The organism is Reichenbachiella sp. (assembly GCF_965223055.1).
GTDB lineage: Bacteria > Bacteroidota > Bacteroidia > Cytophagales > Cyclobacteriaceae > Reichenbachiella.
Genome location: NZ_CBDCVM010000010.1, coordinates 312,694 through 327,500 on the forward strand (window position 1 = coordinate 312,694; position 14,807 = coordinate 327,500).

A 14,807-nucleotide genomic window follows, 5' to 3' on the forward strand; every position below is an offset into this window, starting at 1 on the left:
TCATGAAAAATACGAGTAGTTTAGGTTGGTTTTTTACTATACAGCGAGCGATGGTGCTCGCTGTATTCCTTATAATCTCAAGGACTGTAGTTGGCCAATCAGAAGAAGTATACACCGAGTTTTTAGGCAACTTTAGTTTTGAATACAGATATTTTATGCAAGATGGGTTGTATCCGGGACAGAAGGATCATTTCCCAGCCATAAGCATTCAGCCAGAATACTATGTGGAATGGCAGGGAGGAAAGTATATATTGAATTTCACAGGGTTCGGTCGTGTTGATTTTACGGATGCTGATCGGAATCATTTGGACATCAGAGAGCTGTATTTTCAAAAGGTTAGCAGTAATTGGGAATTCAGTGTTGGACTAAAGAAAATTTATTGGGGAGTAACAGAAGCTGTTCATTTGGTCGATATCATCAATCAGACTGATAATCTTGAGACATTCGATGGTGAGCAAAAACTGGGGCAGCTCATGGCTCATTATTCATATCTATCAAATTTCGGGACCTTTGATCTTTTTGCGATGACGTGGTTTCGAAAGAGAAGTTTCCCTGGCGTGAATGGACGGCTCAGGACACCAGAACCCATTCGAACCAATGAATTGACCTTTGAAAGTGAAATGAAAGAATCAAGACCTGATCTTGCCATTCGATGGTCGCATTATTTTGGGCCGGTTGACATTGGTCTTTCGCATTTTTATGGTACGGGTAGGGAACCTATCGTAAGCATAGGAAATGATGGCAGTCTAATAGGTGTTTATCCTGTGATTCATCAGACCGGGCTAGATCTTCAAGCCACCACAGGGCCAATACTTTGGAAATTCGAATCAATTATCAGAAGAAGCGATATCCAAAACATGAAGGCTATGGATGTGGGGATTGAATATACATTCGGAAACATCGGAGGAAGTGGTATAGATTTGGGTTTGTTGGCTGAATACCTTTACGATGATCGAGGAGACATCGCCTTGAATAGTTTGCAGAGTGATGTGTTTTTAGGCGGTCGATTAGCGTTCAATGATGTGCAGAGTACCGAATTTTTGTTTGGGACTATTCTGGATATCAATCGTAGTACACGCCTGATTAGCTTGGAAGGCAACCGTCGTTTTGGAGATTCTTTTAAAGCCAGCGTGGAAATGAGATTGTTTCAGAATGTCAGTGATGAAGAATTTATTTATCTGTTCAGACAGGATGACTTCCTGAAGTTTGAATTGGGGTGGTATTTTTAATATGTCTACAGTTGGGTTGAATGCTTGTCAACCCAACTGTAGAAAATTCTATTCGTATTTCAGATTTTCTGCTGGATTCGAGGTAGCAGCTCGAAGCGCAAAGAATCCTGTGGATAGTATAGTAATAATCATTGCAATGAATAGAACACCAATGAAGATGAGGTAATTGATTTCTACACTGTACTGAAAATTCTGAAGCCAGTTTTGAGCAAAGTACCATGAAGCTGCAAAAGCTGGAATGGCCCCAATACAAACCAATACAATAAAGTCTTTGACAAGCAAGCGGATCAATCCGGAAACATTGGCTCCAAGTACTTTCCTAATACTTATTTCCTTTGTTCTCTGTTCAGCGGTGAATGATGCCAGCCCCAGCAAGCCCATACAAGATATAATAATCGTCATGAGCGAAAAACCCAGAAATAGATTGCCTCTCAACTGATCTGTTTCATATTGTTCCTGAAAATCTTCGTCTAAAAAGGTATATTCAAAAGGAAGGTTTGGAAACACTTCCTGCCAACTCTGCTTAATAGAGGCTAATGACTCTTGAGGATTTCTTTCGATTTTCACCAATGCATTTCCGTTGTTAGTATTAGGAAAAAACATGAGCGCTTCTATAGGGTTATAGAGTGATTGCTGGTGAAAGTCTCTGACCACTCCAATGACTTTGAAATATGTGGTGGTGTCAGGGCCACCCATGGATTGAAATCTTTTGCCTATGGGTTCACTCCAGTTAAATCGTTTTACCATGGCTTCATTGACAATCACAGCAGTGGCCGTGTCTGTAGGGAAATCTCTTGAAAAATTTCGTCCTTCTGCAAATGATATATTTAGAGTAGGGAAGTAGTCATAGTCCACTGAATACATATTGATTCCTTTCTCATCAAAACCACCTTCTTCCAACTCAGTGCGCATTAAATTTTTGCTAAATCCGTTGCCAGGAATAGAGCTACTTGTAGCCGCTCCTTTTATATTGGGATCTTGCATCATGTTGCTTTTGAGCACATCCCATTTTTGTCTTTGGCTTCCGTCTGTGAAACTAAAACTGATCACTTGATCTTTATCGAAACCCAGATCCTTGTTACTCACAAACCTCATCTGATCATATATGATCCCTGTTCCTACCAACATGAAAATGGAAATGGAAAACTGGATAACGACCAGTGTTTTGCGTAGAAATACATTGCCCGAACGTTTGGATTTACCACCTTTGAGTACCTCGGCAGGCAAAAAAGCTGATAGGTAGAAAGCCGGGTAGCTGCCACCGAATATACCAGCTATTAACAATATACTAAAAATGACTAGCAGTATCGTTGGCTGACTCAACATGGAAATGTCTAACGATATATCAAGCGCACTATTTATAAAAGGAAGGGAAAACAGTACCACTATCAAACTGAGAGCAAAGGCACTCAAGGTAATGATAATAGACTCCGTTAGAAATTGACCAATAAGTAGCTGACGACCAGCTCCCATTACTTTTCTGATCCCTACCTCTGTAGCTCTTTTTACCGATCGAGCTGTTGCTAAATTCATGTAATTGATGCAAGCGATAAACACCATGAACACACACACGGCCGAAAAGATGTATATGTAGGTAATGTCACCCAAAGGTTGTGGTTCGCCCTGGAAGTCTGAGTATAAATGGATGTCCTTAATGTTTATTAACTCGTATCTAATTTCAATATTGAACCTTTCAAAAATTGGTGCGACGTGCTCTTGAATGACCTCGTCAAGCTTAGCTTCCAGCACTTTAGGATCGGCAGTGGGCTTTAACAATATGTATGTATATATATTGAAACCTCCCCAATTGTCATTGGCCATGTTGGGCCTGTTGTCTACTGAAATTAGAGCATTGGCAATCAGATGAGAATTTTTAGGCATGTCTTTATAAACGCCAGTGACTTGAAACAGGTCCCCGCCATCAATTCTAACAGATTGTCCAATTGGGTTGGCACCTTTGAAAATTTTGTCTGCCATTGTCTTATTGATAACGACAGATTTTGGAGCGTCGAGAGCCGTTTCTTTATTGCCTAAAATAAAATCAAAGGTGAAGACGTCGAAGACTGTGGAGTCCGCATTGAAAATGTCCTCTTCAAAGTAACTGATGTCGCCAAGTTTGAATTCCGTCCGACCGTTGTTAGAGAAACGAACGTATTGTTCTACTTCGGCAAACTCCGATACTAATTTTCGGCCTAATGGATTTTGAGTTGATGACCATCTAAATGCATTATCGGTTTCCTTGATGTCCGAACCGATCCGGTATATCAAGTTGGCCTTTTCATGATGCTTATCATAGCTAAGCTCATTATATAGATAAAGTACAATGATTAAACTGGAGGCAATGCCTAAAGTGAGTCCTATAATGTTTAATGCAGTATATCCCTTTTGTCTGGTGAGATAGCGTACGGCGGTTTTGAGGTAATTATTGATCATTAGTTGTTCTGTTATTACTAACTACGCTATTCTCAATAAGAATGCCATGAGTGTAACTGTCATTATATCAACTAATTACGTACTGGAAAGACTTCTTTGTTCGTGTTATTTTGTTCGCCAATGAGACAACAAGTGTTCGGTTGCGTTCAGTTCAACAAAAAAGCCAATCTCAGCGCTTGAGATTGGCTTTGAATTTCAATGATTTGAAATCTATTTTCCTGCTTTGCTCAAATTCACCTGAGCCAATTCAAACCCAGGAGCAACTTTTAAAGCCTCGAGAAAAAGTTCTTTTGCTTTTTGAATATCACCATTACCTTGAGCGATCAATCCTTGTAAATTAAGCAGTGCTGCTCGCATAGAAACTTCCTGTTGAGTTTGGTCTAGTTTAGAAAACCTCATTTTTATTTCGTCAATATCAGTTCTTTTGAGAAGGATATCTACTGAGGTACTTGATTCTGTATATCTGTTTAATTCATATTGCATAAAAGCAATCTGATATAAAGTGCGACTGTTGTTGTTTTTCAGAAAGAGCTTTTCATAATTCTCCAATGCTTGATCTTTAGCACCTAGCTGACTGAAAGCGATAGCACCTAACTCCAGTGCTACCTGATTGTCGGGATTCATTTTAAGATTCTCTCTTGTTACCAATGCTACAGATGGCATTTGATTCATGTCATAATACATATAGGCTAATGAATCCAGAACGGCAGATTGATTGTTGCTATAAAACAGTAAATTGTATAGTGCCATTCTAGCCACCGGTGGGTCGTTGAATTGCATAGCTAGCTGATAAATTGCTGCGTTCTTTTGAATATCTATATCTATGAAACTGAGTGAGTCCGCAGATTGAGCAGATACGTTGTTGCTTTGAAGAATTCCTCCCCATACAACCAAAACAAATAGTATTTTCTTCATAATTATTTTTTGAAAGAGTGCAAGCTACTGGCTTAGGCTCAATTTTCCAATCCTCTTGCTCTAGCGATTTCTTGCATGAGTATTTCTGCTTGCGCTTTGTTGTTTTCTATTTTTCCTTCTAGAATAGCTTCCCTAATTTCATTCTTTATTTCCCCAACGATCCTTGACGGCTGTAAATTGTACCGTTTCATAATCTCTTCCCCCGTAATAGGTGGTTGAAAGTTTCGAAGCTGATCCCTTTTTTCCAGTTCAACGAGCTTTTGTTTTACTTTCTTAAAGTTGGTCAAATACCGTTTGACTTTATTCGGGTTCTTGGTAGTGATGTCAGCATTGCAAAGTGTCATCAAGTCATCTACATCATCTCCAGCTTCGAAAAGTAATCTTCTTATGGCAGAGTCCGTAATTTCATCTCGTACAAGTGCGATTGGTCTCAAATGTAATTTTACCAACTTTTGAACATACTTCATTTTGTCATTCATTGGCAACTTCATACGCTTGAAGATGCCCGGAACCATTCGAGCGCCTTTGTCTTCATGACCGTGAAATGTCCAGCCGGCTTTTTTGTGAAACCTTTTGGTTGGAGGCTTAGCTATATCGTGTAATATAGCGGCCCAACGTAAATACAAGTAATTTGTGTTTTCTGAAATGTTATCCAAAACTTGCAGTGTATGATAGAAGTTGTCCTTATGAGATTTACCATCCCGGGTTTCTACACCGTGCAGGTCTATCATCTCTGGAAAAATATACTGGAGTAATCCGCTTTGAAAAAGTAACTTAAATCCATAACTCGGGACGGGAGATAAGATGATTTTGTTAAGTTCATCTATGATTCTTTCTTGAGATACAATCTTTATGCGGTCTGCTTGTTTGATTATTGAATCGAAGGTATCTGCCTCAATATCAAAGTTAAGCTGGCTAGCAAATCGAATGGCCCGCATCATTCGCAAAGGATCATCTGAGAATGTAATGGAAGGATCTAGTGGCGTGCGAATGATCTTCTTTTTCAAATCATTTACACCATCAAAAGGATCGACCAGTTCTCCATAGCCATCAGCAGTGAGCTTGATCGCCAGCGCATTGATAGTGAAATCTCTTCGATTCTGATCATCCTCAAGCGTGCCATCTTCCACTATAGGTTTTCTGGAATCCCTTTGATAGGATTCTTTTCGAGCGCCTACAAATTCAAGTTCGTGTGCTTTATATTTCACCATTGCTGTACCAAAATTCTTGAATACAGATAGGTTCTTACACTTTAATTCTTGCGCTACTTTTTTAGCTAGACTAATACCGCTACCAACAGTTACAAAATCTATATCTTTGGATGATCTTTTGAGAATGATGTCGCGTACAAACCCACCGATTACGTAGGCATCAAGGTTGATTTTAGTGGCGCACTTGGCTACCGTGGAGAAGACTACTTCTGGTAAGAGGTGTGATTTTAAATTCAATGCGTAAAGCTTTGCTTCAAAATTAATTTTAATTTCTTAATAATGAGATAATACGTTTTGTCATTGTTGAATTAATTTCGAGTCTGCAAATAAAGCATATATAAACCGGTATAATGAGAAACCTTCTTTTTACAGTTCTACTTACCCTATCTTATTTTTCTGTTTCAGCACAAAATTCCGATAAACCCAAGTTGGTGGTCGGTATTGTAGTGGACCAAATGAGGTATGAATTTCTTAATCGGTTTTCAAATCACTATGGAAATGGTGGTTTTAAGCGTTTAACTACTGAAGGATTCTCTTTTAAAAATGCCCATTTCAATTACATCCCAACAAAGACTGGCCCTGGTCATGCTTCTGTGTATACTGGCACGACGCCACGAGTACATGGTGTAATAGCCAATGATTGGTACGAGAAAGGACAGAAAAAAATGATCTACTGTGTAGAGGATTTGGATGTGACTGGCGTAGGCGGGACAGGTAAAATAGGTCAGCGGTCTCCTCGAAATTTATTGAGTAGTACGATTACAGATGAGTTGAAGATTCATTCTCAAAACAAATCAAAAGTAGTTGGTATATCTCTGAAGGACAGAGGTTCGATACTGCCTGCAGGTCATAATCCGGATGGCGCTTATTGGTTTGACGAAAATTCTGGAAATTTCATTACGAGTACATTTTATACGGACGATTTACCTGATTGGGTGAAGAAATTCAATGCGAAAAAACTCTCAACTCTATACACCAAAGGAAAGTGGACGACTTTAAAAGACATGAACACTTATGTTGAATCCGCTCGTGACAATAGAGATTATGAGAATGCATTTTTTATGGATTTGAGTCCTACATTCCCTTATGATTTGAAGGCGATAGGGAAAACTTTCGGTGTGCATAATACTTTGATGTATACGCCATTTGGAAATACAATTTTAGTTGACTTTGCTGAGTTGGCTATTGAAAATGAACAATTGGGAACGGATGATTTTACTGATTTTTTGGCGATTAGTTTTTCGTCTACAGATAAAATCGGGCATGAATTTGGACCTTACTCAAAGGAAATTCAAGACACTTATATAAGACTGGATAAAGACTTGGAAAGGCTATTTGATTATTTGGATAATCAAGTGGGAGAAGGGGAGTGGACGGTATTTTTGACGGCGGATCATGCCATAGCGGAATTGCCAAAATATCTCAACGAGCAAAATCAAAGGGTAGATTATTTTAACAATAAAGAGTATCAACCCTTTTTGAAAAAAGCAGTTGATGAAAAATTTTTAGCGACTGGAATTATTGAAAGTATCACCAACCGTCAAGTATTTTTAAATCATAGTCTATTGAGAGAAAAAAATATTGATATCACTGAGGTGAAAAAGTACATCATTGAATTATTGCTTGAATTGGAAGGCATAAGTTCAGCCTATGATTCTCGAGAAATAGAGCAGTATAATGGTACAAATTTAGATGTCGCTATGCTCTCAGCTGGGATCAATAGTAAAGCTAGTGGTGATGTAGTTTACACCTTGTTGCCCGGTTGGCTAAGTGACTACAATCTGTATCATAAAGGTACTAACCATGGTGCTGGCTATTCGTATGACACGCATGTGCCTATGTTATTTTATGGATGGGGAATCAAAAATGGAAGTACAGTTAACTACCACCCAATTACTGATATTGCACCGACAATTAGCACATTGATAAATATCAAATTTCCTTCGGGCTGTACGGGTCATCCTGCGGTAGAGCTTTTTGAATAAACCCTTCTTTCAAGGTACTCCATGAGTTGAATATTCCAAAGGATAAGAAGCATACCATAAAAGATGTCTTCTATTGGTATTGTGCCTAGTCTAAACCCCATATTCTCGTCATCATTGTACCAAACGACTTCATTGGGTATGAATGAACCGGTGAGAATTCCATTTGTCATAGCAAATGGAATCAACAATATCATATACGAAAAATAGAAAGGTGAAAGGTTTATTTTTTTGACCCATTCCAAGCAAACAATCGTAGATAGTAGTAGAGCAAAAGTGCTCGTCGTATATAGATTTCCAAAACGGATAACTAATAAGATGCCTAATCCAATGGTAAGTGCTAGACTAATCCATTTTCCGGTTTGCCTCGTGAAAGGCTGTATGCCGAGCACTCCAAAACAGTGATAAGTAAAGACACAAGCGTATGGAATACAGATGAAAAATAGAATCTCTTCTAGCGGCAGATTCAATATGTAAACACCTGTCAGATAATCAGGGTTAAATCCCCAAACTCCAATTTTAGTGAAATAAATATCCCAGATCAGAAAAATAATGGCAACAATAATCATGGCCGGAAAAAAGACTGACCACTTATCCTTGAATTTTAGTTTGGGATGGAAACTAAATAGGAATGGAATAATGATAGTAAAAAAATCAATGAGTAGGTAAGTATAGGCTTTCATCTATGCTTCCTTATTCTGTTCTTTAAAATATTTTTTGGGAACAATTAGCATCCCAAAGCATTCACCATCTTCTTTAGTCAGATGTTTATGATGTACTTTATGTGCTTTTCTAATTGCTTTAAAGTATTTGCTGTTGGTATTTCTTAACCATTTAAATCGCTGATGAATAAAAATATCATGAACTGAGAAGTATAGAAAACCATAAAGAGTAATGCCAAGTCCTATCCAAAGTTTGATATCCTCTACTGGATTGTCTTTGCCAAAATAGATCAACAAAATACCAGGCACTGCAAATAGAAGGAAGAAGAAATCATTGTCCTCAAAAAATCCTTTGGATGTTTTGTCATGGTGATCTCTGTGTAAAAACCATAAAAACCCATGCATGATATACTTATGCGTAAACCAAGCTACAAATTCCATAAAGCAAGCTGTAGCAAGAAGTATGATGATATTTCTAATCCACATCTTTCATGTATTTATCTAATACTCTATCTACTATTTTCTTAAACCAATAAGTGTATTGAGTTGGATGCTTTTGAATGTCATCCAACAATGAAGCTGGAGAAATGTACTTGTAATCCATGGCTTCTGAAAGATTTAATTGAGGTAGCAAATCAGAAGTGCCTATAAAAACGTGGTCTAATTCATGTTCAATTAATCCATTTTCAAAATCTGCTTTGTACAAAAAAGAGAAAAGAAATGAGAGTTCTGTTTTCATGCCCAATTCCTCTGCAAGTCTCCGATTAGCCGCATCAAGAGATTTTTCTTTTGGTCTTGGATGGCTGCAACAGGCATTGGTCCAAAGGCCTCCTGAGTGATACTTGTCTAGCGTTCTTCTTTGCAAAAGCATTTCTCCTTTTGTATTGAAAATGAAAATTGAAAACGCTCTGTGAAGCTGGCCATTTTTATGAGCAGCTAATTTTTCGGAAGTTCCTATTTCATTATCCAATTCGTCTACCAGTACTACCTCTTCCATATATTATTCGTCTTCAATATTTAAGTAATTGTAAATTAGCTGATATGTTGATGAATCGGAGACGTATATTAGTTTTGTCTTCATAAAATTCTTATCATCCTCTAGTTCATTGTTGTAACCCAAAAATCCGGGAACTCGGTCCTGAATGGAATGTCGAAGATATCTCAACTCAATATTTTCGTTATTTGTGAGAATCAAGCTATCCAGTGTTTTTCTACCCATATTAAATGATGAAAGTTTTTTGTATGGGTTAAAAGCATTTTTTGCTTCTAAAAAGTGAATCATTGTACAATACCCTACAAGAGAAGCATGCTTCGATGTTGTCTCAGAACAAGATGTTTTAAAAAGTTCAATTTTTTCCTTGTCCAAAGCAGCTTCTAAATACTGCTCTCTTATAGATTGGATTTCATCTATAACAGAGAAACTAAAAAACAACAAAACAGCGAGCAAACTCAAATCAGATTTAGTTTATATCTAATGACAGAATCGAACATCAAACCAAATTTAAAATAATTCGGAATTCTTATGCGTTCGTTCATCACTTTGCCTGGGCTAGACCTTACTATTTTGTTGAATAACGCACGATAATATATATAAGCGAGATATACGCCTAGTTTGGCACATTTGGGTAGTTTTTTAATTCCTACCAATGCATTGTCGAAATCATCAATGATATCTTTCTCAATTCTTTTTTTATCCTCTCTTGAAAATTTGGAGAGATCGATATCAGGAAAATAACTTCTTCCTAACCCTTCAAAATCGTCCTTCAAATCACGTAAAAAATTAACTTTTTGAAATGCAGAACCAAGTTTCATGGCCGATGCCTTCAAGTCTTGGTATTGATTATCATTGTTGTTAGTAAATACGCGAAGACACATAAGACCTACTACTTCTGCAGAACCCAAGACATAACTATTAAATGACTTTGGATCATGACTCTCTTGTGTCAAATCCATTTCCATACTTTTTAGAAATGTGTCTATCAACTCCCATTCGATTTGATATTTATTGACCGTGAGTTGAAATGCATGCAATACCGGGTTAATACTAATCTTGTTCCGGACAGCTAATTCTGTTTCTTGCCTGATCTGATTCATCATACTGTGCTGATCAAACCCGTGAAATGAATCTACAATTTCATCCGCTAAACGCACAAAACCATAGATGGCATAAATGTCATTGTGAATGCGAGAATCAAGAAAATATATACCGAGCGAAAAACTGGTGCTATATCTATGCGTGATCAGCTTGTTGGACGCTATTGCTACTTCATCATAAATATTTTTCATAACTGTTCTTGTTGAAGAAGGATAATAATTGAGCAGCAGCTACTTGACCTGAAATAATTGCCGGCGGAACACCAGGTCCAGGTACAGTTAGTTGGCCACAATAAAATAAATTTTTAAGCTTTTTGTTTCTCATTTTAGGACGCATAAAGGCGGTTTGCCTCAGCGTATTGGCTAAGCCATAAGCATTGCCCTTATATGAATTGTAGTCTTTTCTAAAGTCATTAATACAATATGATCTTTTAACAACAATCCGTTCTTGTATATTATCTCCTGTTAATTGTTCCATTCTTGTTATTAGCTTGGAGTAGTATCTTTCTCTAAGCACTTCATTATCCTCTAGTCCAGGAGCTAGAGGCATTAAAACAAATAGGTTTTCATCTGACGCTGGGGCTACAGTTGGATCTGTTTTGGAGGGACAACAAACGTAGAACAGTGGTTTATTAGGCCATTGAGGGTTTGTATAAATCTCTTCAGCATGTTGATCAAATGACTCATCAAAGAATAAGTTATGATGAATTAAATTTTTCACTTTTCCTTTGACGCCAAGATAGAATACTAGTGCAGAAGGGGAGAGGACCTTTTTATCCCAATAACTGGAAGGGTAATTCTTGCTACCTTGTTTTAAAATATGTTCATCGAAATGATGATAATCTATTGAAGATATGAGGCCATCTACTGAATTACCTTTGACTGAATTCACTAACTGATTCGAATGTTCCACAGTGTTAACTTCCTCATTGAAATGAAATTGAACACCTAATTCCACGCAAAGCTTATGCATAGCTTCCGACAATTTGCTAAATCCACCCATGGGGTAATAAGTACCTTGAGAGAAGCAGCTATAGTTCATAAGGCTATATAATGAAGGTGTAGATTTGGCAGTGCCACCAAGGAATAGAATTGGGAATTCCATTAATGCCAAGAGCCGTGAATCTTTGAAATACTTTCTTATATAACTATGAAAAGATCTTGTCGCTCCCAGTTTCATCATCTTGATAAGAAGTGAAAAAGAGAAGTATTCAAATATAGATTCAGATGGTTTATACACTAAGTCGTTTACACCTACATCGTATTTGATTTTTGAGTCTTGTAGAACTTTACTTAATTTTTTTCCCGCTCCAGATTCAATGGATTCAAAAAGCTCCTTAAGTTTCTCAACTTCAGCCGAAATATCTATAAAGTCGTCTTTTCCAAAAAAAACACGAAAACCTGGGTCTAGTTGTTTGAGTTCAAAGAAATCACTGGTAGAACGACCAAACCTATGGAAGAACTTTTCCATGACATCCGGCATCCAATACCAACTAGGACCCATATCGAACAAAAATCCATCTTGAGAGAATTGCCTGCAACGTCCTCCTGCAAATGCTTGATTGTCAAATACATCCACCGATGTGTTATGCTGAGCTAAACTAGCTGCAGCGGCTAGACCACTGATACCACTACCTATTACTGAAGCTTGTCTCATGCTGTAAAAGTATATATGTTTAACTAATAATTAAAAAAGTTAGACAAAAATTAATAACACTATTTAGAGAATGAATATTTTAAAGGTAGCTGCGTGGTCAAATAATTTGTTGCTTGCTTCTCTATTGTGTTATATATTAGTGACTTTTTCAGTCCAGCTATTCTTAGTTTTTCGATTGTATGAAACTCATCAGATTCATTTTTGCTTTTGGTCTAACACTGACCTTCATTTTCTATCTCAATTTTAAGCAAGGTAAAGTTCCTCCTCTGGGTAGTTTTCTAAGTCCATTTACAGGCTTTTGGCAAAATGGTGAAGCCGAAGGACTGAGTATACCTGCGTCCCTTGAGTCTGATCAACTTGGCCATCCGGTTATTATCAAATTTGACGATAGTTACATTCCGCACATTTTCGCTCAAAATGATTATGACCTCTACTTCGCACAAGGATACGTGACTGCCTTCCACCGTTTATGGCAAATGGAATTTCAGGTATTGGCTGCCGCTGGTCGAACAGCTGAAATTATTGGTCAAGGCCAGTTGAAATTTGATAGAGTACAGAGACGAAAAGGATTGTCCTATGGTGCAAAGAGATCTCTTGAAGCTGCACAAAAAGATCCTGAAATCATGAATATGATTCAGGGATATACCGATGGAATCAACTATTTGATTGATCAACTTGATTATGCGGATTATCCAATTGAATATAAGCTGTTAGATTATACGCCTGAGCCATGGACCAACTTGAAAGTTATGTTGTTGCTGAAGAACATGGCTGATATGTTGTCGAGGGGAGAAAATGATCTGGAAAATACAAATGCTTTGAAGGTCTTTGGGTTAGAAGATTTTAATAAACTATTTCCAGAATCTTATACAGACATCGATCCTGTGATTCCAACAGGTACTGACTGGGGCTTTGATTCCACCCCAATAGAATCACCCCAAGTAAATTTTCCGCAGGTCTTTACTTCTGAGACTATCGAAAAACCCGATCCACGGAATGGTTCCAATAATTTTGTAGTTTCGGCTGAGCGCACCGCGAATGGAAAAGTACTCCTGGCTAATGAACCTGATTTAAGCCTGAATCTACCCTCTATTTGGTATGTGGTTCAATTGAATGCTCCAGGTATTAACACAATGGGAGCATCATTACCTGGGGCGCCTAATGTTGTGATCGGATTTAATGATTCTATTGCTTGGGGACTTACCAACGCCAAACGAGATGTGGTGGATTGGTATAACATCAATTTCAGAAATGAGAAAAGAGAAGAATATCAATATGATGACAAATGGTTAAAAACAGAAAAAGTCGTTGAGCGCTTCGAAGTAAGAGCAAGTGAGGATTTTTACGATACTATAGTATATACTCATTATGGTCCGTTGACTTATGATAGAAATTTTCTGGGTGACAGTAATAAAGTTAACCTGGCTATGAAGTGGACCGCCCATGAAGGATCCCGAGAATTGAAAACCTTGTACGAGGTAAATCGAGCCAAAAACTTTGATGAGTTCTTGAGTGCTTTTAAATATTATACTGGGCCGCCACAAAACTTTGCTTTTGCCAGCGCTAATGGAGACATAGCGCTTACCATACAAGGTAAATTTCCTAAGAAATGGCAGGGGCAAGGTAAGTTCCTATTGGATGGAAGGGACTCCAGGCAAGAATGGCTTTCTGTTATTCCCTACGAACACAATGCAACGGTAAAGAACCCAGAACGAGGTTTTGTAAGTTCTGCCAATCAGCACCCAGTGGATTCTACTTATCCTTATTATGCTTATGATTATAATTATGAGTTTTATAGAAATAGAAGAATAAACGAACGCTTGGATATTCTAAATCGAGTCACAGTCAAGGATATGATTGGATTGCAGAACGACAATTACAACTATAGAGCTTCAGAAAGCTTGCCTATGATGTTGGAATATTTGGATACAACGAACATGGGTGCTGATAAAGAAAAGATTTATCATCTGCTCAAGCAGTGGGATTATTTTGCAGAGCCAGATTGGATCGCGCCTACAGTGTATCAAGTGTGGTGGGATGAGCTGTATAATTTGGTGTGGGATGAATTTGATGAGAGTGATCTCAAATTGAGTAAACCTCATGTTTTTAATACTATCCATATAATGGATAATGATTCATCAAGTAAATATTTTGATATTCTTTCTACTCCAAAAGTAGAGTCATTGGCAGATCTGGTAAATTATTCTTTTGAGTCTACTATGGGTAAGCTTCAAAAATGGGAAGAAGACAATGATACAGAGTATGCTTGGTTTTTGTATAAAAACACAAGGATCAAGCACCTTTTAGGGCTTGAGCCATTCTCCTTTGAACAGGTGAAAATTGGTGGCTATAAAAATATTGTTAATGCAGCCAGCGGACGTCATGGACCTAGTTGGCGTATGGTAGTGGAGCTAGATACTCAAGGGCCTAAAGCATGGGGGATATACCCTGGTAGTCAAAGTGGTAATCCAGGAAATCCTACCTATGGTCATATGATTGAAGATTGGGCTTCTAAGAATTACATTCCATTATTGTTTTTATACTCTTCGTCAGAGGAGAGCGAACGAGTTATTTTTTCACAAACCATTGATCCAGAGAACTAATGCTTTTTATTCTAAGATTAA

12 protein-coding genes are annotated in these 14,807 nt (G+C 37.7%); 3 read left to right on the forward strand and 9 right to left on the reverse strand.

Going from position 1 to position 14,807, the window contains the following annotated elements; all coding sequences use genetic code 11:
* Positions 1-2 precede the first annotated feature (2 nt).
* Entirely contained in the window at positions 3-1,229 is a 1,227-nt protein-coding gene (locus ACOQO5_RS09225) for a hypothetical protein (RefSeq protein WP_420581405.1), read from the forward strand.
* 48 nt (positions 1,230-1,277) lie between these two features.
* On the opposite strand, the gene ACOQO5_RS09230 is transcribed toward ACOQO5_RS09225, so the two are convergent.
* The 3 genes from ACOQO5_RS09230 to ACOQO5_RS09240 all read right to left on the reverse strand — a co-directional run bounded on the left by ACOQO5_RS09230 (position 1,278) and on the right by ACOQO5_RS09240 (position 6,025).
* Positions 1,278-3,662: an ABC transporter permease gene (locus tag ACOQO5_RS09230; protein ID WP_420581406.1), complete on the reverse strand. Its 2,385-nt coding sequence runs from the start codon at positions 3,660-3,662 to the stop codon at positions 1,278-1,280.
* 210 nt (positions 3,663-3,872) lie between these two features.
* Positions 3,873-4,577, reverse strand: a complete 705-nt coding sequence (locus ACOQO5_RS09235; protein WP_420581407.1) for a tetratricopeptide repeat protein — start codon at positions 4,575-4,577, stop codon at positions 3,873-3,875.
* A gap of 38 nt (positions 4,578-4,615) precedes the next feature.
* Positions 4,616-6,025 (reverse strand): CCA tRNA nucleotidyltransferase, encoded by a 1,410-nt coding sequence (locus ACOQO5_RS09240; protein WP_420581408.1) that lies wholly within the window; start codon positions 6,023-6,025, stop codon positions 4,616-4,618.
* Between the two features lie 113 nt (positions 6,026-6,138).
* On the opposite strand from ACOQO5_RS09240, the gene pafA reads away from it, so the two are divergent.
* Positions 6,139-7,773, forward strand: coding sequence for an alkaline phosphatase PafA (gene pafA / locus ACOQO5_RS09245; protein ID WP_420581409.1), 1,635 nt, complete (start codon positions 6,139-6,141; stop codon positions 7,771-7,773).
* Here pafA and ACOQO5_RS09250 read toward each other — a convergent pair.
* The 6 genes from ACOQO5_RS09250 to ACOQO5_RS09275 are packed head-to-tail and all read right to left on the reverse strand — an operon-like array spanning position 7,746 to position 12,183.
* Positions 7,746-8,453, reverse strand: a complete 708-nt coding sequence (locus ACOQO5_RS09250; protein WP_420581410.1) for a lycopene cyclase domain-containing protein — start codon at positions 8,451-8,453, stop codon at positions 7,746-7,748. The genes pafA and ACOQO5_RS09250 overlap by 28 nt on opposite strands.
* On the reverse strand, positions 8,454-8,918 hold the full coding sequence (locus tag ACOQO5_RS09255; RefSeq protein ID WP_420581411.1) for a carotene hydroxylase: 465 nt from the start codon (positions 8,916-8,918) through the stop codon (positions 8,454-8,456).
* Positions 8,908-9,429, reverse strand: coding sequence for an isopentenyl-diphosphate Delta-isomerase (gene idi / locus ACOQO5_RS09260; RefSeq protein WP_420581412.1), 522 nt, complete (start codon positions 9,427-9,429; stop codon positions 8,908-8,910). The genes ACOQO5_RS09255 and idi overlap by 11 nt, the downstream gene beginning before the upstream one ends.
* A 3-nt stretch (positions 9,430-9,432) precedes the next feature.
* Entirely contained in the window at positions 9,433-9,885 is a 453-nt protein-coding gene (locus ACOQO5_RS09265; RefSeq protein WP_420581413.1) for a hypothetical protein, read from the reverse strand.
* Positions 9,882-10,718, reverse strand: coding sequence for a phytoene/squalene synthase family protein (locus ACOQO5_RS09270; RefSeq protein ID WP_420581414.1), 837 nt, complete (start codon positions 10,716-10,718; stop codon positions 9,882-9,884). The genes ACOQO5_RS09265 and ACOQO5_RS09270 overlap by 4 nt, the downstream gene beginning before the upstream one ends.
* Complete coding sequence (locus ACOQO5_RS09275; RefSeq protein ID WP_420581415.1) at positions 10,702-12,183, reverse strand: phytoene desaturase family protein; 1,482 nt, start codon at positions 12,181-12,183, stop codon at positions 10,702-10,704. The genes ACOQO5_RS09270 and ACOQO5_RS09275 overlap by 17 nt, the downstream gene beginning before the upstream one ends.
* Positions 12,184-12,362: 179 nt before the next feature.
* On the opposite strand from ACOQO5_RS09275, the gene ACOQO5_RS09280 reads away from it, so the two are divergent.
* On the forward strand, positions 12,363-14,786 hold the full coding sequence (locus tag ACOQO5_RS09280) for a penicillin acylase family protein (protein WP_420581416.1): 2,424 nt from the start codon (positions 12,363-12,365) through the stop codon (positions 14,784-14,786).
* Positions 14,787-14,807 lie beyond the last annotated feature (21 nt).